Annotated in this window: 18 protein-coding genes; 8 read left to right on the forward strand and 10 right to left on the reverse strand. The window is 61.9% G+C overall.

Features of this window, described 5'->3' with window-relative positions; translation table 11 throughout:
* Positions 1-97: 97 nt before the first annotated feature.
* Positions 98-256, reverse strand: a complete 159-nt coding sequence (locus ACT7DV_RS06490; protein WP_444661417.1) for a hypothetical protein — start codon at positions 254-256, stop codon at positions 98-100.
* Positions 257-354: 98 nt separating this feature from the next.
* Positions 355-1,377: a LacI family DNA-binding transcriptional regulator gene (locus ACT7DV_RS06495; protein ID WP_444661418.1), complete on the reverse strand. Its 1,023-nt coding sequence runs from the start codon at positions 1,375-1,377 to the stop codon at positions 355-357.
* 246 nt (positions 1,378-1,623) lie between these two features.
* On the opposite strand from ACT7DV_RS06495, the gene ACT7DV_RS06500 reads away from it, so the two are divergent.
* From ACT7DV_RS06500 to ACT7DV_RS06520, 5 genes are read left to right on the forward strand one after another with little or no spacing between them, the layout of a single operon-like run.
* On the forward strand, positions 1,624-1,971 hold the full coding sequence (locus ACT7DV_RS06500; RefSeq protein ID WP_444661419.1) for an L-rhamnose mutarotase: 348 nt from the start codon (positions 1,624-1,626) through the stop codon (positions 1,969-1,971).
* A gap of 30 nt (positions 1,972-2,001) precedes the next feature.
* Positions 2,002-3,174, forward strand: coding sequence for an L-rhamnose isomerase (rhaI, locus tag ACT7DV_RS06505; protein WP_444661420.1), 1,173 nt, complete (start codon positions 2,002-2,004; stop codon positions 3,172-3,174).
* Complete coding sequence (locus ACT7DV_RS06510; protein WP_444661421.1) at positions 3,175-4,482, forward strand: MFS transporter; 1,308 nt, start codon at positions 3,175-3,177, stop codon at positions 4,480-4,482.
* Positions 4,483-4,522: 40 nt separating this feature from the next.
* The gene (locus tag ACT7DV_RS06515; protein ID WP_444661422.1) at positions 4,523-6,580 is read left to right on the forward strand and encodes a bifunctional aldolase/short-chain dehydrogenase; all 2,058 of its coding nucleotides are present in this window, start codon (positions 4,523-4,525) and stop codon (positions 6,578-6,580) included.
* Positions 6,577-8,061: a rhamnulokinase gene (locus ACT7DV_RS06520; RefSeq protein WP_444661423.1), complete on the forward strand. Its 1,485-nt coding sequence runs from the start codon at positions 6,577-6,579 to the stop codon at positions 8,059-8,061. Before ACT7DV_RS06515 ends, ACT7DV_RS06520 begins: the two co-directional genes overlap by 4 nt.
* A 64-nt stretch (positions 8,062-8,125) precedes the next feature.
* Here ACT7DV_RS06520 and ACT7DV_RS06525 read toward each other — a convergent pair whose 3' ends face one another.
* From ACT7DV_RS06525 to ACT7DV_RS06540, 4 genes are all read right to left on the reverse strand, one after another.
* Positions 8,126-8,776 carry a class I SAM-dependent methyltransferase gene (locus ACT7DV_RS06525; RefSeq protein WP_444661424.1) on the reverse strand — a complete coding sequence of 217 codons (651 nt, stop codon included), beginning with the start codon at positions 8,774-8,776 and terminating at the stop codon, positions 8,126-8,128.
* Positions 8,777-8,879: 103 nt separating this feature from the next.
* Positions 8,880-10,421, reverse strand: coding sequence for a cytochrome b/b6 domain-containing protein (locus ACT7DV_RS06530; RefSeq protein ID WP_444661425.1), 1,542 nt, complete (start codon positions 10,419-10,421; stop codon positions 8,880-8,882).
* Between the two features lie 2 nt (positions 10,422-10,423).
* Positions 10,424-11,407, reverse strand: a complete 984-nt coding sequence (locus ACT7DV_RS06535) for an electron transfer flavoprotein subunit alpha/FixB family protein (RefSeq protein ID WP_444664789.1) — start codon at positions 11,405-11,407, stop codon at positions 10,424-10,426.
* 14 nt (positions 11,408-11,421) lie between these two features.
* On the reverse strand, positions 11,422-12,198 hold the full coding sequence (locus tag ACT7DV_RS06540) for an electron transfer flavoprotein subunit beta/FixA family protein (protein WP_444661426.1): 777 nt from the start codon (positions 12,196-12,198) through the stop codon (positions 11,422-11,424).
* A gap of 147 nt (positions 12,199-12,345) precedes the next feature.
* On the opposite strand from ACT7DV_RS06540, the gene ACT7DV_RS06545 reads away from it, so the two are divergent.
* On the forward strand, positions 12,346-13,455 hold the full coding sequence (locus ACT7DV_RS06545; protein WP_444661427.1) for a hypothetical protein: 1,110 nt from the start codon (positions 12,346-12,348) through the stop codon (positions 13,453-13,455).
* A gap of 21 nt (positions 13,456-13,476) precedes the next feature.
* On the opposite strand, the gene ACT7DV_RS06550 is transcribed toward ACT7DV_RS06545, so the two are convergent.
* The 3 genes from ACT7DV_RS06550 to ACT7DV_RS06560 form a co-directional block, all read right to left on the reverse strand.
* On the reverse strand, positions 13,477-13,902 hold the full coding sequence (locus ACT7DV_RS06550; RefSeq protein ID WP_444661428.1) for a DUF1801 domain-containing protein: 426 nt from the start codon (positions 13,900-13,902) through the stop codon (positions 13,477-13,479).
* Positions 13,865-15,289, reverse strand: a complete 1,425-nt coding sequence (locus tag ACT7DV_RS06555; protein WP_444661429.1) for an MFS transporter — start codon at positions 15,287-15,289, stop codon at positions 13,865-13,867. Before ACT7DV_RS06555 ends, ACT7DV_RS06550 begins: the two co-directional genes overlap by 38 nt.
* A 333-nt stretch (positions 15,290-15,622) precedes the next feature.
* Positions 15,623-17,188 carry a DUF222 domain-containing protein gene (locus ACT7DV_RS06560; protein ID WP_444661430.1) on the reverse strand — a complete coding sequence of 522 codons (1,566 nt, stop codon included), beginning with the start codon at positions 17,186-17,188 and terminating at the stop codon, positions 15,623-15,625.
* Between the two features lie 172 nt (positions 17,189-17,360).
* Here ACT7DV_RS06560 and ACT7DV_RS06565 point away from each other — a divergent pair, with 172 nt between their 5' ends.
* Positions 17,361-17,702, forward strand: a complete 342-nt coding sequence (locus tag ACT7DV_RS06565) for a DUF1801 domain-containing protein (protein WP_444661431.1) — start codon at positions 17,361-17,363, stop codon at positions 17,700-17,702.
* Between the two features lie 4 nt (positions 17,703-17,706).
* On the opposite strand, the gene ACT7DV_RS06570 is transcribed toward ACT7DV_RS06565, so the two are convergent.
* Positions 17,707-18,207, reverse strand: a complete 501-nt coding sequence (locus ACT7DV_RS06570; RefSeq protein ID WP_444661432.1) for a hypothetical protein — start codon at positions 18,205-18,207, stop codon at positions 17,707-17,709.
* 108 nt (positions 18,208-18,315) lie between these two features.
* Between ACT7DV_RS06570 and ACT7DV_RS06575 the strand changes: the two genes are divergently transcribed.
* Positions 18,316-19,929 carry an AMP-binding protein gene (locus ACT7DV_RS06575; RefSeq protein WP_444661433.1) on the forward strand — a complete coding sequence of 538 codons (1,614 nt, stop codon included), beginning with the start codon at positions 18,316-18,318 and terminating at the stop codon, positions 19,927-19,929.
* Positions 19,930-19,939: the final 10 nt, after the last annotated feature.

A 19,939-nucleotide genomic window follows, 5' to 3' on the forward strand; every position in this document is an offset into this window, starting at 1 on the left:
ACGCTAGCATGACCGACTGTGGCCACCGGTTAACGCACGCTGCGGCGGGATGCTCCGTCCAGGAACATCCCGCCGCAGCGGCTGAGCTAGTTGGCCCCTAGGTTTCGGTGCCGTCGATGGCCGCGCCAGCCGGAGTCGCCCCGCCTTCGTCGGTCCAGTCCTGGCCAACCTCATCATTCAGCGCAGGGTCGGAAATGGTATCGGGGACTTCGGCTTCGTCCTTGTTCAGGAATGCGTCAGAGTTATTTGCAGTCATAATTCCATCCCTTTCGTTGGCTGGACTGCCAACCTAGCAAGAGATCCACGGCAAATGCATCCTCGGAGACCGGCTTTGAGGATTTCACCAGCAAGCCGCTAGCCAACGTTGCCTGGGCCCGCCGTGGATTCGCGGATGACCAGCTTCGGAGTGAAAACGAACTGCTCCCGCACCGCGTCTGCGCCAGCCTCGGCTTCGCGCAGCAATACGTCAACGGCGGTTCGCCCGATTTCTTCGGCCGGCTGGCGCACCGTAGTGATCGGGACAACTGCCGACTGCGCGAAGTCGATATTGTCGTACCCCACTAGCGCGATGTCCTCAGGCACGGAAAGCGAACCGGACATCACCAGGGCTTGCAGGATGCCCAGTGCCAGCAGGTCATTGGCGGCGAAAATGCCATCAGGGCGTTGGTCTGGGTTCATCGCCAAAATGCGCTCGCCGACAGCGCGTCCTTCAAGGACTGTCAGCTGCTTGGTGGGCATTACCTGGAGGACCGCATCGGCGGTGCCGGCGATCACAGATTGGGCGCCTTCCAGGCGATGCTGCACCTGTTCAATGCTTTGCGGGCCGCCAACAAACGCTATGTTCTTCCGGCCGAGATCCACCAGGTGCTGTACTGCAATGCGCCCGCCTTCGACGTCGTTGACCGAAACGGAGGAGAAGCTGCGATCCCCGCTGCCGCGGTCAACCAAGACCACTGGGGTGCCTGCCTCGCGGATTTTCCAGAGGCGGCTCAGGTCGCTGTGCATAGGGGAGATGAGTATTCCGGCCACCCGCTGCTCATCAAAGAGATCCAGGAGCTGTTGCTCGGTTGTCAGCGAGTTATCGCTGGCGCCCATGAGGACCGTGTAGCCATTTGCCAGGGCCCGGTGCTGGGCACCCTGGGTGAGATCCATGAAGAAGGGGTTGCGCGCGTCCAGGACTACCAGCCCAAAGTTTCGGCTGTGTCCCGCGCGCAGCTGCCGGGCAGCATCATTGCGGACAAAGCCGAGCTTCTCGATGGCTGCGGTCACCTTGGTGACGGTGCGTTCAGAAACTACCTCGGGGCGGTTGAGCACATTCGATACGGTGCCCACAGAAACCCCGGCTTCGGCGGCGACTTCCTTAACGCTGACGGCCACGGAGGATTCCTGTTCTGATTGAGGTTGCTTGTCTTGCGAGTATATCCCGGGCTCTGAAAATCAACTCAACCCAAGAATTATTGAAAGGTTTCAAATAATGTCGAGGCCGATCCTCAAATTGACTTGCTGTCAGCGCGTGAAATGCCTTACACTCAATAAATCGTGACATTGAAACGATTCATTTTGTAAAAAGTGAGACGGTCGCGGGAATACCGACAACGACGTTTGGCACAGAAGGGAAACACCGTGCGCGTTTGCTTCCAGTTGCAAGTTCTCCCGGAACTCATGGATCAATACATTGAACGCCACCGGAAAGTCTGGCCGGAAATGCTCGAAGCCATCAATGACGCCGGGCGCCGGAACTACTCGCTCTTCCTTCGTGGCGACGGGCTGCTTATCGGTTACTACGAAACCGACGATGATCAAGCGGCCCAAGCGGCCCTCGACACTGATCCACGCACCGCGGCATGGGAAGCGCAAATGTCGCAATTCTTCCTCAGCCTCGACGGGCGCGCAGACCAGCAGGCCCAACGGCTCACTGAAGTATTCAACCTCGAAGACCAGCTGGCAAGCCTTCCAGAAACAAAGAACTAGCACACCGCAACCGCAGAAATGGAGAGGTCTATGGGCGCAACGCTGAGCCCCGAGAACCTGCAAACCCTCAACCGACTGGCCATCGAGGTCCCTTCGTGGGCCTACGGAAACTCCGGCACCCGCTTCAAGGTCTACTCCACCGCGGGCACGCCCAGGGACCCCTTTGAAAAGATTGCCGATGCCGCCCAGGTGCACCGGCTCACCGGCCTCGCGCCCTCGGTGGCCCTGCACATTCCATGGGACAAGGTTGAGGATTTCGCCGCGCTGCGTTCCCATGCCGAGAATCTCGGGGTGCGCCTGGGAACGATCAACTCCAACACCTTCCAGGACGATGACTACAAGTTCGGCGCACTGACCCATGAAGATCCGAAGATCCGCCGCAAAGCCATCGACCACCATCTGGAATGCATCGAGGTCATGGACGCCACCGGCAGCCAGGATCTCAAGATCTGGCTGGCAGAGGGATCCAACTACCCCGGCCAGGCCGACATGCGCGGGCGCCAAGACCGCCTCGCGGATTCGCTGGCAGAAATCTACGCCCGGCTGTCCGGCGAGCAGCGCCTAGTGCTGGAGTACAAGTTCTTCGAGCCGGCTTTCTACCACACCGATGTTCCCGACTGGGGCACCTCCTATGCCCAGGTGGCTGCCCTGGGCGATCGAGCCATGGTCTGCCTCGACACCGGACACCACGCGCCAGGCACCAACATCGAATTCATCGTGATGCAGCTGCTGCGCCTGGGCAAGCTGGGCTCCTTCGACTTCAACTCGCGCTTCTACGCCGACGATGACCTGATCGTCGGATCCGCGGATCCATATCAGCTCTTCCGCATTATGGCCGAGGTGATTCGCGGTGGCGGGCTGGAGGAGCAGAGCACTATTTCCTTCATGCTTGACCAGTGCCACAATGTCGAGAACAAGATCCAGGGCCAGATCCGCAGCGTGCTCAACGTCCAGGAAATGACCGCCCGCGCCCTGCTGATCGATCGCGTCGCTTTGACCGAGGCGCAGATTTCCGGGGACGTGCTGGCCGCCAACGAGATCTTCATGAACGCGTTCTACACCGATATCCGCTCGGAACTTGAAGTCTGGCGCGCCGAACGCGGCCTGCCGGCAGATCCGATGCAGGCCTTCCGCTCATCGGACTACCAAAACCGCATTGAAGCCGAACGCGTCGGCGGGGTTCAAGCAGGATGGGGAGCATAAATGCGTACCGCAGCAACGAAGCGCGGCATCTCTGGATGGAAAGCCACCATCGCGGTGGCGATGAGCAACTACATCGAGGCTGGCGCCATTATAGCCCTGGCCACCAGCCTGAGCTTGTGGCAGTCGACATTCGGCTTTGACGACGCGCTGGTCGGCGTGATTGCCGCTGTGTCCGCCAATGCCTTTGGCGCGGCGCTGGGCGCCATGATCGGCGGCCCATTGTGCGACCGCCTGGGCCGCAAATTCATCTACACCTATGACCTGATTCTCTTCATGATCGGTGCCTTGCTGATCACCTTCACCTTCAACACCACGCTGCTGGTGGTGGGAGTGGTGCTCATGGGTATTGCCGTGGGCGCTGGCGTGCCGGCTTCCTGGACCTACATCGCCGAAGAGGCGCCCGAGGAATCACGCGCCGCCCATGTGGGCACCGCACAGCTGGCCTGGTCCTTTGGCCCGGCCGTGGGCTTTGCCCTGGCCATCATGGTCGAGCCGATGGGCGTGAGCGGATCGCGGCTGATCTTCTTCCACCTGTTCATCGTCGCCGCGGTAACCTGGTGGGTCCGCCGAGGCCTGCCGGAATCCACCCGCTGGAAAGAGCAGCGGGCCACCGAGCTGGCCAATGGAACCAAATTGTCCTTCTTCTCCGGCATCCGCGGATTGCTGGCCGAACGCAAGAACTGGTCGGCACTGCTGTTCCTGATCGGGGTTTACGGCCTGTGGAATACCGTGGCAGGCCAGGCCGGAATCTTCCAGCCGCGCGTCTATGAAGCTGCTGGCGTTGAATCGGCCACCCAGCAGAACCTGCTCCAGGTCCTGGTCTGGATGCTGACCGCCGCGGCCACCTACTTCGGCTTCATGAAATATGGCGACCGGGTCTCGCGCCGCTGGTTGTACTTTGCCGGGGCCCTGCTGGGCATCGTGGCCTGGGCGGTGCTGATCTTCGTTCCGCCCGGAGCGTTCTCGTTGCTGTTCTACGCGGTGGCCTGGGGTATTTCAGCCGGCATCGGTGCGCAGGCCTTCTATGGCCTGTGGACTGCCGAGCTGTTCGCCACCACGTACCGCGCCAGCGCCCAGGGCATGTTGTTCATGCTCGCCCGCGTCATGGTGGGCCTGCTCTCGCTGGTCTTCCCGGTGCTGCTCACCAGCATGGGCCTGGAAAAGCTCGGCCTGCTGATCCTGGGCCTGCTGGCAGCGGCACTGCTGATCGGAACCATCTGGGCTCCCGAAACCCGCGGCAAGTCCCTGGAAGAAATTGAAGTAGCACGCTACGGCAAGCTGGTCGCACCCCACAAGGTCGACGCGTAAGCGCCTGCGTGGATCCCCGAGAAGAACTACCGAGAGAATCATGACACAAAGCATCGCATCAACGGGCACCAGCACGGCAGCTCAGCTCATCGAGCGCTCCAACCGCCTGGGCCAAGACAAGAAGAACACCAATTACGCCGGTGGCAACACCTCGGCCAAGGGCAGCGCCATCGACCCGGTCACCGGGGAGAGCGTCGAATTGCTGTGGGTCAAGGGATCCGGTGGCGACTTGGGAACGCTGACCGAGAAGGGCCTGTCCACCCTGCGCTTGGACCGGATGCGTTCGCTGGTTGATGTCTACCCGGGCGTAGACCGCGAGGATGAAATGGTGGCAGCATTCGACTACTGCCTGCACGGCAAGGGCGGCGCAGCCCCCTCCATCGACACCGCCATGCACGGACTGGTCAACGCCAACCACGTTGACCACCTGCATCCAGACTCCGGCATCGCCATCGCCACCGCCAAGGATGGCCGGGAACTCACGGCCAAGATTTTCGGCGGCAAGGTGGCTTGGGTGGATTGGCGTCGCCCTGGCTTCCAGCTCGGGTTGGATATCGCGCGGATCAAGGATGAGAATCCACAAGCTATCGGCTGCATACTGGGAGGCCACGGAATCACGGCCTGGGGCGATACCAGCGACGAGTCCGAGGCCAATTCGCTGTGGATCATCGACACCGCTGCCGCATACATCCAGGAACATGGGGAGCTTGAGCCATTTGGTGCAGTCGTCCCCGGCTTCGAGGCCTTGGCTGACTCCGAGCGCCGAACCCGCGCCGCGGCACTGGCCCCGACCATCCGCTCCCTGGCCAGTGCCGACAAGCCAATGGTCGGCCACTATTGCGATGACGAGCGGGTCCTGGACTTCCTTTCCCGCGAGAAGCTGGCGCAGCTCGCGGCACTGGGCACCAGCTGCCCAGATCATTTCTTGCGGACCAAAATCAAGCCATTGGTCCTGGACCTGCCCGCCTCGGCCAGCATCGAGGAACAGCTGGAGCGGCTCAAGGAATTGCACCTCGAATACCGCGAGGACTACCAGCGCTACTACGAGAACCACAAGGACGAGAACTCCCCGGCCATGCGCGGCGCCGACCCGTTGATCGTCCTGGTGCCCGGGGTGGGCATGTTCTCCTACGGTGCCAATAAGCAAACCGCACGGGTAGCCGGAGAGTTCTACCTCAACGCCATCAATGTCATGCGCGGCGCAGAAGCGCTCTCGACCTACACCCCGATCTCCGATGCGGAGAAGTTCCGCATTGAATACTGGGCTTTGGAAGAAGCCAAGCTGCAGCGCATGCCGCAACCCAAATCCCATGCCGGGCGCATCGCGCTGGTGACCGGAGCGGCTTCCGGAATCGGCAAGGCCGTGGCCAAGCGGCTGGCCGCCGAAGGCGCCTGCGTGGTGATCGCCGATCTTGATCTGGCCAAGGCGAAAGAGGCCGCGGCGGAATTGGGCGGCACGGATGTGGCCGTGGGGGTCGCCGCCAACGTGGCCGATGCCAGTGCCGTTCAAGCTGCGATCGACGAGGCCGTGCTGGCCTTCGGCGGACTGGACCTGGTGGTCAACAACGCCGGCTTGTCGCTGTCGAAGCCGCTGCTGGAAACCACGGAAGCGGACTGGGATCTGCAGCATGATGTGATGGCCAAGGGATCGTTCCTCGTCTCCAAGGCGGCAGCCAAGGTGCTGATCGAGCAAAAGCTTGGCGGGGACATCATCTACATCTCATCCAAGAACTCCGTATTTGCCGGTCCGAACAATATCGCCTACTCGGCCACCAAGGCAGACCAGGCCCACCAGGTCCGGCTGCTGGCTGTCGAGCTCGGAGAGCATGGCGTCAAGGTCAATGGCATCAATCCGGATGGCGTTGTGCGCGGTTCGGGGATCTTCTCCTCGGGCTGGGGTGCCCAGCGCGCCGCGACCTACGGAGTGGCCGAAGAAGATCTCGGCCAGTTCTACGCGAACCGGACGATCCTCAAGCGCGAGGTCATCCCGGAAAATATTGCCGATGCGGTATATGTACTGACCGGACCAGAATTGACCCGCACCACAGGGTTGCACATTCCAGTAGATTCTGGGGTTGCTGCAGCGTTCCTGCGATGAGCGAGAACGAGACGAGCCGCCTGGTCGCGGCCATCGATCTGGGGGCCACCAGCGGCCGGGTCATGATTGGCGAGCTGGTGGACGGGAAGGTGCAGCTCACCCTCGTCCACCGCTTCGCCAATGGGCCGGTGCCACTGGAGCAGTTCGAGCCCGGCGCCTCGGCGCAAGGCTTGGCCTGGGACATCGATGAATTATGGTCGCAGATCCGCCAGGGGCTCAAAATGGCCTTTGAGCTGCGTCCGGACATTTCCAGCATCGGGGTCGACTCCTGGGCTGTGGACTATGCGCTGCTCAAGGACGGGCAGCGCCTGGGGCAGGTGCGCCACTACCGGGATCCGCGCAATGAGCTTGCCGTTCCCAGCCTGGAAGAGAAGTTCAGCCGAGCCGAACTTTTCGAACGCAACGGGCTGCAATTCCTGCCATTCAACACCGTGTACCAATTGCAAGCCGAGCAGCAGGATAGCCGGTTGGAATCGGCAGACCAGTTGCTGCTCGTGCCCGACTACGTCAACTGGCTGCTGACCGGCCAGGCTCGCTGCGAGTGGACCAATGCTTCTACTACGGGGCTGCTTAATCAGCGCACCGGTTCCTGGGACGAGCCACTGGCGCAGGCGCTCGGGGTTGCCGGCAAGCTTGCCCAGATGGTGCATCCGGGAGAGGCAGTCGGTGCCTTGCGCCCCGAGCTGGCCCGGGAATTCGGTGCCGCAGGCTCGGTGCAGGTGGTGGCCGTTGCTTCGCATGACACCGCCAGTGCCGTGGCGGCGACCCCGCTAACGGGTGATAAGTCGGCGTACATCTCCTGCGGAACCTGGGGACTAGTCGGTGTAGAACTGGCCGATCCGGTGCTCACGGCCCAAGCCCGGGCAGCGGGTTTCACCAACGAATTGGGCCTGGATGGCTCGGTGCGCTTCCTCAAGAACGTCACCGGAACCTTCTTGCTCAGCGAGTCAGTGAGCCACTGGAACCAGCAAGCCGAGCTTGCCGGTCGACCGGAAATCCACTTGGCCGACCTGCTCAGCCAGGCCGCGACGCTGGCTGTTCCGCCGGTGCTGATCGATCCGCAAAATGAGCAGTTTCTTGCCCCGGGGCAGATGCCAGCACGCATCAGCGACGCGATCGCCCTTGCTGGCGGAACAGCGCCAGAAACTCCTGCCGGGCTGATCCGCGTGGTTCTCGAGTCGTTGGCCGCCAGCTTTGCCGCCCAGGCCCATGAAGCGGCCCGGCTGGGCGGATTCGAGCTGGAAGAGATCCATATTGTCGGCGGAGGGTCGCAAGGTGAACTGCTCTGCCAGCGCACCGCTGACCTCGCTCGGGTGCCGGTCATTGCCGGGCCTGTGGAATGCACCGCGTTGGGCAATGTGCTCGTGCAGCTGCGGGCGATGCCGCAGGGTGCCGAGAAGGTCGAAGATTTGCGTGCGATGGTTCGCAGGTCTGTAGTTTTGCGTGACTATCAACCAGTTAGCGCGCTCAAGCAGGCATAGATCCGTGTGGGAATCTATGCCACCAGTGATCCTCCAGCTGCGCAGGCTGGGGGATCACTTCTTTTCAAGCCTTGCGCTGAACGAACACCACTGAATCTTCCATAACCGCCGGTTCGCCGGTCGGAGCGATGATGCTGCGTTGTACGACCTCGGCCTTCACGATGTTCCACTGGTCCAGATCCAGCGATAGCGCTTCGAGTTCTTCGGCCGGCGTAGGAAACGCTGGAAACTCATGATCCACCGGCGGCGCCCATGAAGGACGCGCCGCATGAGACAGGGCCAGCAGGTGTCCGCCCGGAGCCACGAAGCTCGCGGCCTTCCGCAAGAAATCAGCGCGAGGGAACTCGAACGGTGCCTGGAAGAAGCTCAGGGTGACCAGATCGAAGGTCAGATCCGTGTCCCACTGGCCAAGATCGGAGGCCACAAATTGCACATCGGCTTCGTCAATATCGTGTTTTTTGGCCTCTTCGCGGGCGCGGTTGATAGCGGTGGGGGAGATGTCCAAGCCGGTGGCCTTCCAACCGTGCGTTGCGAGCCACAGGACATCGCCTCCTTCGCCGCAGCCGATGTCCAATGAAGTTCCCGGCGTCAGGGGCGACACGAGATTTTCAATGACCTGGTTGACCTTGCCCGACCATATGCGCTCGGATTGCCCGTAGTGGTTTTCCCAGAAAGCTACGCCGTCTAGTTCTTCGGCGCTGTGGTGATGGCCCATGGTTTTGCTCCTCCGGTTGTGTGGCAGATGCTCTGAAACGACCTTATCCACCAATTCGTTCCTCGCGCGAGGGGATTTGCGCCAGAAGCAAGTTCTGGTCTGCCTAGCGGGAGCTGACCTTTCCGAAGAGGCCTGCGATCGAAGAGAGGACCATGGGCCTGCACGCAATCCAGGCCCCGGCGATAGCCAGCAGCGACAAGGCAAAGAACAACAGCCCTGTCCAGTTGTCCGCATACTGTGCCGGATCTGCAGAACCCTGGGCCGCGTACATATGGTTCAGATTGCGCAATGCCCCGGTGGAGAACACCAGGATCACGTGAATCACGATGAACAGGACGAAGTAGATCATGGTCGGGAAGTGCAAGGCGCGTGCTAGCTCGATGGGGTAATTCTTGTTCAGCGATGGGTTCTTCGGCCAGAACGCGCTTAAGCGGAATCCGGTGATCACCGCCAAGGGCGCGGCGATGAATACGGTGATGAAGTACGCCAGCTGCTGCAGCGAGTTGTAGTTCACCCAGCCATTTTCCGTAGGCCAATCCAGCGTCAGATATTGCAGGGCTGCCGAAAGCGCGTTCGGGAACACCTCCCAAGACGTCGGTACGATTCTCATCCAGTGTCCCGAGGCGAAGAGCACGACGATGAACGCCAGGCCGTTGATAATCCACAGCAGGTCCAGGCTCTGGTGAAGCCAGAGGTTGATGCTGACCTTGGGGCTGCGCTTGGAGGTCCAGTAGGCAGGCGGCTTTTTCTGATGCCGCACCAGCAATCCGGAACGGATGATCAAGACCATCAGGAAAAAGTTGAAGGAGTGGTTCCACGCTAGCCATGCGGGTACTCCCACGGGTGCCGACTCGGGCAAATGATACTCGCCGGGATAGCGCTGGATAAAGGCCGCGACCGAGTCGGTGCTGGTGATGCCGCGAGCCACCAGAACCACTGCGGTAGCCATGCCCAAGGCGCAGAAGGCACCGAGAACACTTGCGAGCACCCACTGTTTGCTGGTCAGCGGGCCATGGCGTTTCGGCTCTGGCTTGGCTGGCTTGGCAGACGTGGGTGCGGGTGCCTGGGCGGGCGCCGTGGCAGGAGGCTGAACTGCGGCAGGCTCAACAGGCGGCGCTGCCTCCTGCTTCGTCATAGACTCAGGTTCTGCTGGGACCTGCGCCGGGGCTGGAGCTTCCACGGCTTCCGGAGGGGCAGCCGTGCTTAGCGGCGCTGCGATGAAGCTGCTTGGAGGCCAGGGCTGGCCATCGGCCACCCGGGGCAGGCCCCGTCGAATCCCGGGAGAATCCGAACTGGCCGCAATCACGCTGGCAGCCGGGGGCTGCGCAGATTCTGCGGCGGGTTCAGGCGCCGCCGGGGTTGGTTCTGGCGCCGGTGCTGGTGTTGCCGCAGGTGAAGGCTGGGCCTTAGCCGTACTGCTCGGGATATTCGCAGTGGTGCCGGACGGCGGCCAAGGATCCCCGCCCGCTACCCGGGGCAGTCCCTGGCGCAGTGCTTGCGTGGGCGCCGTAGCAGCTGCTGCCGGCACGGCGATAACTTCCGCGACCTGCGGGGCAACAGTGTTTTCGGCTTCCACCGGTGGCCATGGATCGCCGCCGGGAATCCGGGGCAGGCCCCGCCTCAGGTTCTTGGATGCTGGGCTCATGGTTACTGCGCCTTGCGTGCTTCCAGCGCAGAAATCACCTGGGGAACCACCTTGCAGACGTCGCCAACGATGCCGAAGTCGGCGATTTCAAAGATGGGGGCATCCCCATCCTTGTTGATGGCCACAATGGTCTTGGCGGTCTGCATTCCGGCCTTATGCTGGATGGCTCCGGAGATGCCCAGTGCCACGTAGAGCTGCGGGGAAACCGCAACGCCGGTCTGGCCAACCTGCGCGCCATGCTCGATGAACCCGGCATCCACCGCGGCGCGCGAGGCGCCCACACCGGCTCCCAGGGCATCAGCCAGCTGGTACACCAGTTCAAACTGCTCGGCGCTGCCTAGCCCGCGGCCGCCGGAAACCACCCGGGTGGCCGTGCGCAATTCGGGGCGAGCCGAATCGGCCTCGGCCTTGCTGACATCCTGCACCTGGATCTCCGGGCTATTGCTCCCGGGCACCTGCAGGGCGGTCATCGCCATATCCTGGGCTTGGGCCCGGGCCTCGATGCTGCCCACGCGCACAGTGATCACCGGTGCGCCAAAGGTCGGGGCGCTGCTAGTCGAGTAGGCCCCGCCATATATCGAGTGGCTGGCAATTACACCCTGGTCATCACGCTGGACTCCGAGCGCATCCACGCTCAAGGCCAATTTATTGCGTACCGCGAAACGGGCCGCCACCTCGCGCGAGGCCAGGGTATGGCCCAGGAGCACCGCTTGCGGCTGCACCACTTCGTAGGCCTGCTGCAAAACATCGGCCAGCGGGGAAGTGGGCACTGCGGAGACGACGCTTGCGGTCAATACCGCCGCGGCGCCGGAAGTGGCGGCCTGGGCGGCAAAAGCTTCGAGATTTTCTCCGGCCGCGGCAATGACCGCCACCGGGGTGCCAACGCCGCCGGCCGCGCCAAGCAGCTCGGCGCTATTTTTCGCCAGCTCGCCAGCGGCAGTGGTTTCCAGGAATACCAGGATGGAATCCGGGGCAAAACTCGTCATGGTCATCTTTCCGTTCACACCAGATTGTTCTTCGCCAGGAATTCGACCAGCGCCGCACCGGCCTGTCCGTCATCATTCATGATGGTGCCGGCCTCGCGGGGCGGCCGTTGGGTCACCGAGAGCATGATCGACCGGGCGGTATCGGCCGGCAGCGCTTCAACTCCCAGATCGGCCAGGGAAAGGACTTCGATCGGCTTCTTCTTGGCGGCCATGATGCCCTTGAAGTTCGGGAAGCGGGCATCGGGCAGGGCCTCGGTGATCGAGGCGATCGCCGGCAGCGGGGTGCTGACCTTGGCGGTGGCTCCCTCCAGCTCCCGGGTGCCGGAGAGCACCCCGTCGGCGATGGAGATCTTGGACAGCGAGGTGGCTGCGGGCAGGGACAGCAGCTCGGCCAGCATCACTGGCAGCATTCCCGCCGAGCCGTCGGTGGACATGTTCCCGGCAAGGATCAGATCGTACTCGTGGCGGCGCAGTGCCGCCGCCAGCACCTGCGCGGTGAGCACCAGGTCGGCGCCGAGCAGCTGTTCGTCGGTGATCTGCACGGCGTCGGCTGCCCCCATGGCCAGGGCCTTCCGGAGGGTGGGCTGGATGGAATCCGGTCCCATGCTCAGCACCGTGATCTGGGTATCCGGATCTGCGTCCAGCACCTTCAGCGCAACTTCCAGCGTGCGCTCGCCGATTTCATCAAGCACCGCTTCCGAGGCGGCCCGATCGGCCAGGCCGGTCTGTTGATCCAGAGCACGGTCCGCGCCGGTATCCGGGACCTCCTTGATTAGAACGGCGATCTTCATTCGGTTCTCCCTCGTACCGCAGGTGCTAGGACTTCCAAGTTCCTCTGTTGCTCATCTTGTCCGATTCGCACCGATAGGTCAATGGATTCTCCCCGGACACCGTAGGCTTGAAGCACAGCGCACCATCGAGAACCCAAAGGATCGCCCATGGCCAGCAAAAAGCGTCAAAGCAAGAAGAACTCCGGCGCGGGAAATCCAGCAAAAGCTGTCCAGCGCGGACGCAGTGTGTACCGCATCCAGGTGGAGCAGCATGTAGATTCGCTGCGCGAAGACTACGCCGCCTGGGTTGCCACCACGGTCCCGGCCTTCTCCCCGGAAGATGCCGCCGCCGCGGCGAATATGCAGTTGTTTGTGATCGGGGCAGTTGGCACCGAATACGCTCAAAGGGCCGGCAACTCCAACCTGCGCGATATCGATATCGACCTCTTCGGCGAAGCCCTGGCCGAGCACCTGATGAGCATTCCCGAGACCATGGCTCCGGAACCGATCTTCAGCTCGTGGCTGGACTACCTCAGCTTCTTGGAGGAGAACAGGCTCTGGGAGGGGGCGCCGGAGAACTTCGAGGCGCTGCGCGAAATGCTCGAGGACACCCTCGACGGCTTTGCCGAAGGCGACGCGGAAATCTGCGAGCTGCTGCGCGGCACCGAGCTGTTCACCAAGGTCAAGGCCTTCGCCCTGGCCCTGGGCGACGGCGTGGACATGTCCGATGACAGCGAAGCGGGCATCCAGGCCCGCACCCGGGTGCTGCTCGCGCTGGGCCTGGATCCGCAGGCCTTCGACACCGACGGCCCGGCACCGCTGGTCTTCACCTACATCTGGGGTGCCGCCAGGCTGTCCGTGGTGGACTTCGAAGGCCCGACCATGTACCTGGACGAAGAATCCTACGACCTCATGGTCGATGGCGACCAGGCCGCCAGTGCCCAGATCCTCTTCGAAATGGCTGTCGGCTGCGTCCAGGCCCACCTGAATCCGGCCTTTGACGTTACCCTGCGCGATGAAGCCCACTACCTGGTGCTGCGCAACCTGCTGGTCACCGCCTCCACCGGACGCGATGGCGATCTCGAAGGACTGCGCCGCAATGTCGGGCCGAAGAACTACGACGCGGTGCTGCCCGAGGCCCAGTCCGCCATGGAATCGCTGGTCCACTATGGCTTGCTCGCCAAGGACGGGGAAACCTACAGCATCGACGAACGCCTGGTGCCGGTCATCTCTGCGGGCATCACCGAGGTCGAGACCTTCTTCGAAGAAGCCGAATAGCGCCACCGCGCCCGGATCCGCCTAGCTTGCTCCTTGATCCGGGCGCGCAGCGGCAATTGCGATCAGCTTCTTCAAGACCTGGACGTTGATGTCCTCCAATTTTTTCACGTACACGCAACCGGCCCCCTCGGTGTACTTGCCAAGCTGGGGTAGCAGCGCCTCCCCCTCGGGAAGATCCTTCAGCCCATAGAGGGAGAGCTGGGCCTTGCGCGGTGAAAATCCGGTTTTGGGCCAGGTTCCGGTGTTTTTCGGGTTGGCCGGTGATGCGTAGACATAGGTTCCGTAGCCTACGATGCTTGGCCCCCACATCACCGGCTTTTCGCCGGTGGCCTCGCTGAAAATCTTTTCCAGCGCCTCGCCATCCACCCGGCGCTTTTCTGGCGTGGCGGCCGCGATGAACGCATGTGGATCAACGTTGGTGGGTAGGGTCTTCTGGGTTGCTGCCAAGGGCTTGCTCCTGTGGTGTTGCGGGTTCTTCTGCTTGGAAAATCGTTGAGAGCTTGCGGTACTGCTTGCTGCTCATGGCCAGCAGCGCCACAAGGATCATGATCAGCCCGCCCACCAGGAAGATCAGCGCGATGCCGCGGGCCTGTCCAGACCCCAGCAGCCAGCCAAACTGGTCATCGCCCTGCTCGCTGCGCATGAAGGGGATGATCCAGTACTGGGCGATCGGCGCAATCAAGAACGCGGTGATCGGCGCCGCCGCGGCCTCCATCATTTGCGCAAAGCCAAAGACCCTGCCCTGGCGGCGGAAGGGCACCACCTTCTGGATGACGGTTTGCTCCGAGGCCTCAACCGCCGGAATCAGCGTCATGTACAGCCAGATGCCAGCGATATACAGCCATGTCCATTCGCGGATCGTGAAGATCGCGCCAAGCAGGCCCATGGCCGCCACCAGCCACAGCATCGTGCGGATCGGGTTTTTGCCCAGCCCGAATTTCGCGATCAACAGGCCGCCCACGATAAAGCCGGTGGATGCCAATCCGAAGGTCAGCCCCCAGGCTTGCACGGACATGATGGTCAGCCCGTAGGGATCCATCAGCGCCATATAGGTTCCGCCGATGAAGTTGTTGAACATCGAGAAGATGATCAGCGCGAACAACCCCGGTATGGCCATCACGGTGCTGAAGCCCAGGCGCAGATCGCTGGTCTTGGTGCGCCCTTCCTCCTTGACTGGCTCTTCCTCTGGAATCTTGATCTGGATCAAATGCAGCATGGTCAGCACCACCATCACGATCGAAATCGCCAGGGTCCAGCCCATGCCGAGCCAGCCGATGGCCAAGCCGCTGAACACGCTGGTGATGATGAAAGCGATGCCCTGCACCGTGCCCACCAAGCCGTTGGCATTGGCGTGGCGTTCGACCGGAATCAGCAGGGTAACCGTGGTGGACAGGGCGATGCCGCGCATCTGTTCAACGATGGCGCCAAAGAGGATCACCAGGCAGAAGAGCCAGAATTGCCAGCCGCCTACATCCAGGATGTCCTCGGTGGGCAGCCACAGATAGATCAGCCCGGCCAAGCTGAATGCGACTGCGGTGATCATCGCTGAAAACAGGAACACCGACTTTTTGCGGTGGTTGTCCACGATGGTTCCGAAAATCATGGAGAACAGCGCGATCAGCAGCATGAAGGCACCGCCGATGATGCCGGTGGCCATCACGTTCTGGGTTTCCAGGTACACCCAGAAGGTCAGTGCGAACCACAGGAAGCTGGTGGTGAAGTTCGCGACGGCGGTATTGATGAGAACATGCACAAAGCTGCGTTGCCCATCAGCAGGTGCCACGCGGTCTTCGGGCGTGGACGGCGCGGTGTTTTCGGTGTGCTCTTCACTCATGGGGCGACCTGCTTCAAATGGTGCCGGTGGTTGTAGGAACAGAATACTCTGCGAACAGGCGGGCCGGCAGGTGTCCCGTGGCTTGTTATCCCGGATCCCTCGGTGGCCTCGAGCCGAAGGATTTAATCCGTCAGCAAGCAGCCCGCTGCCCGCCGGATGCCTCGGTGCTGAAGCCAGCACAGACTCAACCGCCAGGTGCAGTGCATAGGAGCGAGGCACACCAGGGGACGGAAGGCGAGCCAATTAGAGCCACTGCCTTGAAGGGCTGGCCGTTCTGGGGTCGGGGCTTATGGGAGATCTGGTTCGTGTGACGTGACGGATAAATTCCGTCATTCAGGATCCTTGCATTCCAGCTGGCCGCTCAACCCGAATGCTGAGATCGCCATCGCCAAGATCGGGAATGCCCAGAACTCGTCGAAGGTCGGCAGGTGAAGCCACCCTGCGCTCAGGACACCGGTTGTGCACGTGTTCAAAGCGTTCGACGTTCTCTACGCTGCCGGGAATGACCAGTGAATTCAGTCCGTGGGGAGTGCGCCAGCACTTGGATCCGTCCGGTCGGTTGGTCACTCGCCAGCCCAGCGCGTGCTTGAACATCTGATGTTGCTTGCACAATAGCTCGGTGTTCTCGCGGTTGGTGTGGCCACCGGTTTCCCACGCTTCAACGTGGTCAACCTCGGAGTTATCCGCGGTGCGCCGGCATCCGGGGTAGCAGCAATGCTGATCCCGGGCCCGCAGGAATTCCTTGAGTACCCGGGTTGGCTTGTAGCGCTTGCGTCCGACATCCATCACGGCGCCGCTAAATGGGTCGGTGAGCATCGGGATGATTGAAGGGGCGTCCTTGGCCACCTGCATGGCTGCACCCAGGGGGATTGGCCCATAGCCCTCCAGGTCCGCCATGCCGTACTTTGGATTGGCCAGCATCTGCAGAGCAGGGATCGTCAGGACTACCCGGGGCTTCAGCGGGGTGCCGTTGGTGGTTGGCCAGCCATTGATCAGGGCATCGCAGAATATGTCGGCCATCAGCTGGGCCTTGGTGCGGGTGTCCTCCGGATCCTTGTGTTGGGATGCTTCGTAGTCCAAGGTGTTCAGGATGGAGCGTACGTTGACGATGGGCGCGACGAGCTTGATGGCGCCCATCCCATCTTCCATGTCCCAGCTGGTCACCTTCCTCGCATCGGCCGCCTTTTCATGCCGGGCGGAGGCCGCTTCGGGACTCGATCGGTCGTGGAAACGGCGGGCTCGCTGGCTGATCGTGTCATCGCTGGCGGTAGCGGCAACAGGCAAAAGCTGGTGCTCCATCAATTCAATCTGCTCCGTGGAGAGGTCCTGCGAATTCTTCACGATGGAGCGTGCCGCCGACGGCGTAATCTGCCCGGCGGCCAGGGCCAAAAGAGTCTGTGGGCAAACGTGGCGCAGGCCCTTGGCCGTGAACATCCGAGCGCGAGCCTTTTCGCTTGTCACGCGCAGGGCAATCGCCGCTTCGGCAATGAAGTTGGACGTGATGATCTGGTCGCTCGCGCGGTCCACTGCATAGTAGTTGGCACTGAGCCGTTCACGACGTTCCTGCTCGGATTCAAGATAGGGCTTGGCGACCGCATCCTCGGCAAAAACTTGGGCGACCAGCTCAACGCTGTCAGCCATGATGACCGAGGACGCAGCATCAAGCATGCTGTACATCTTCTGGATCTTCTGCAGTCGAACTAGGCCTTCGCCGGGGTCCTTGAGCGGGCCAGCGTTGAAGAGCTCGTCAGCAAGTTTCTTCATCGGCCCATAGAACATCTGGTGCTCGATGTGGTCGGCGAAGAACGAGTCGGATTGGGATTCGCCGCGGGTGCCCGGCGGATCTAATGGCAGGCGATGCTCGTCGTCATCGCCGGGGGCAAAATAAAGATTTTTCATACCTAATTTTCCCGCGGATTCCGGACAGTTTGGCTGGTTATCCACAGGTTTTGGGTGCTTCATCGGGTAGGTTATTGAATTGTTAGGCAAAGAAGTTGCGGTCACAATTGGGCCACAATCAATACAGCCGAAATCCGCGATAGTGGACGGGCGATCCGAGGGAGAGAAAAGCATGATATTTGGCAAAAAGGGCGACGAAGCAGTGCGCAACAAGTTGGCATCCACACCGGCCCCGTACCGGGAGATTGCCCTTCGCCTGCACGAGATTATTTGTGAAAGCGCGCCGTCGCTGGAACCCGTGGTTCGCTGGGGCCTTGCGTTCTACGTCAAGGAAGGCAAGGACGTCTGCTACATCAAGCCAGACAAGGCATACCTCGCATTCGGGTTTGGCGAAGTAGTGAATCCGGCCTTTGAAGAAGGCGCGCTGATGCATCCGGTCGCGTGGACGATCACCGCGCTGGATGAGGCGACCGAACAGAAAATTCGCGCCCTGGTGCAGAAGGCTGCCAGCTGATCACCTAGCTGGAAGCGCGGCGCGGCCGAGAACGGCAGCGGATGATTACCCGAAACAATGGCATAGCGAGAAGCATAAAAAGCAAGACCATTGCTCCGATGCTTAGCAAGTAGAGCGGTAGCTCTAGGGCAGCAGCCGCGTCGACGTCCCAATCCGCAAAGGTATCGCCCACGGAGTTCATATTCGCGAAGGACGCGAAAAAGTACGCGGGTGCTCCCAGCATCAGGATGAGGCTGCAAAGCGCGCTGGTTAGCCAGGGGGCAGGCGCGAATTTTTCGGAAAGTGCGATCCAGGTCCACATGCTGGCAAGGAACAACCCCGATGCCGCAAATACGACTCCGCCAAGGGGGCTGTAATCCTGATTCGCTATGCCCATAGCTGCGATTGTCTCATCCAGGGGTCGGTGGCTGGCCGCAGTCACAGCCCAGTTGTTCATCAGCATCAGGCCTGTGAAGGCGTATCCGGAAATCATAATGAACCCGGTGATGGCCAGTGCCTTTTTCATAAGTGAAGTGTAGCGCGGCATGGGGGCATGCTTGGCAGGCGGGAGACCCCGGACTATGGTTTGAATGTGATGCAGGGCACTATTTGAAGTGGGTCGAAGGAGCAGTCGATGAAGGCTTATGCCAAGGGCGAGAGCGAACCGAAGCTGCTCGATGAGACCATTGGAGCCAACTTCGAGCGGACGGTGGCCCGGCTGGGCGACGCCGAGGCCTTGGTGGAAGCCAGCACGCAACGCCGCTGGACCTGGCAGCAGCTGGATGGGGAGATCAACCGGCTGGCCAAGGGCATGATCGCCGCCGGACTCAATCCAGGGGACCGGGTGGGGATCTGGGTGCCGAACTGCGCCGAATGGGTCTTCACCCAGTATGCGACGGCCAAGATCGGCGTCATCCTGGTCAATGTCAACCCGGCCTACCGCACCCATGAATATGCCTATGCGGCCAACCACAGCGGGCTGCGGATGCTGGTGGCGGCCTCTGAATTCAAGACCAGCAACTATCGGGCCATGGTGGAGCAAACGCGCGCCGAGACGCCGGGCCTGGAACGCGTGGTGTTCCTGGGCACCGATGATTGGCAGCGGCTGCTGGACGAGGGGTCGTCGATCGAGGATGCCGAACTGGCCGCCCGGCTGGCGGCAACCAGGGCAGAAGACCCGATCAATATCCAGTACACCTCGGGGACTACCGGATATCCCAAGGGCGCGGTGCTCAGCCACCGCAATATCCTGAACAACGGCCATCAGGTCACCGGGATGATCGACCTGGGCGAGCACGACCGGCTGTGCATCCCGGTGCCGTTCTACCACTGCTTCGGCATGGTCATGGGCAACCTTGGCTGCACCTCGCGCGGTGCCACCATGGTCATTCCCGCCCCGGGATTCGACGCCGAAACCACCCTGAGGGTGGTTGCCGAGGAGCGATGCACGGGCCTGTACGGGGTGCCCACGATGTTCATCGCCATGCAGAACCTGCCCAATTTCAAGGAGTTCGACCTCTCCACGCTGCGCACCGGCATCATGGCTGGTTCCATCTGCCCGGTTCAGGTGATGCGCCACTGCGTTCAGGACATGGGGATGAGCGCGGTCTCCATCGCCTATGGGATGACCGAAACCTCCCCGGTCTCCTGCCAGACCCGCAGCGACGACGACGTTGAGCGCCGCACCGCCACCATCGGCCGGGTGCACCCGCACGTGGAAATCAAGGTGGTCGATCCGGCCACAGGCGCTACCCTGCAGCGCGGGGAAACCGGCGAATACTGCACCCGTGGCTACTCGGTGATGCTCGGCTACTGGCAGGACGAGGAGAAAACCCGCGCCGCCATCGATCCCGACGGCTGGATGCATACCGGCGATCTGGCGGTGATGCGCGAGGACGGCTACTGCACCATCGTGGGCCGGATCAAGGACATGATCATCCGCGGCGGCGAAAATATCTACCCGGCCGAAATCGAGGAATTCCTCTATCGGCACCCGGATATCGAGGATGTCCAGGTGGTGGGCGTGCCCGACGAGAAGTACGGCGAGGCGGTCTGCGCCTGCGTGCGCATGAAAGCAGGGCGCGAGCCGCTGGGCATCGAGGCGGTGCGCGAGTACTGCAGCGGCCAGCTCGCGCATTTCAAGATCCCGGCCTACGTGCAGATTCTTGATGATTTCCCCACCACGGTCACCGGGAAGATCCGCAAGAACCAGCTGCGCGAGGACGCTGCGAAATTGCTGCAGCTCTAGGGCGCGCCCT

The sequence above is a fragment of the Glutamicibacter sp. TV12E genome (assembly GCF_052441935.1).
GTDB lineage: Bacteria > Actinomycetota > Actinomycetes > Actinomycetales > Micrococcaceae > Glutamicibacter.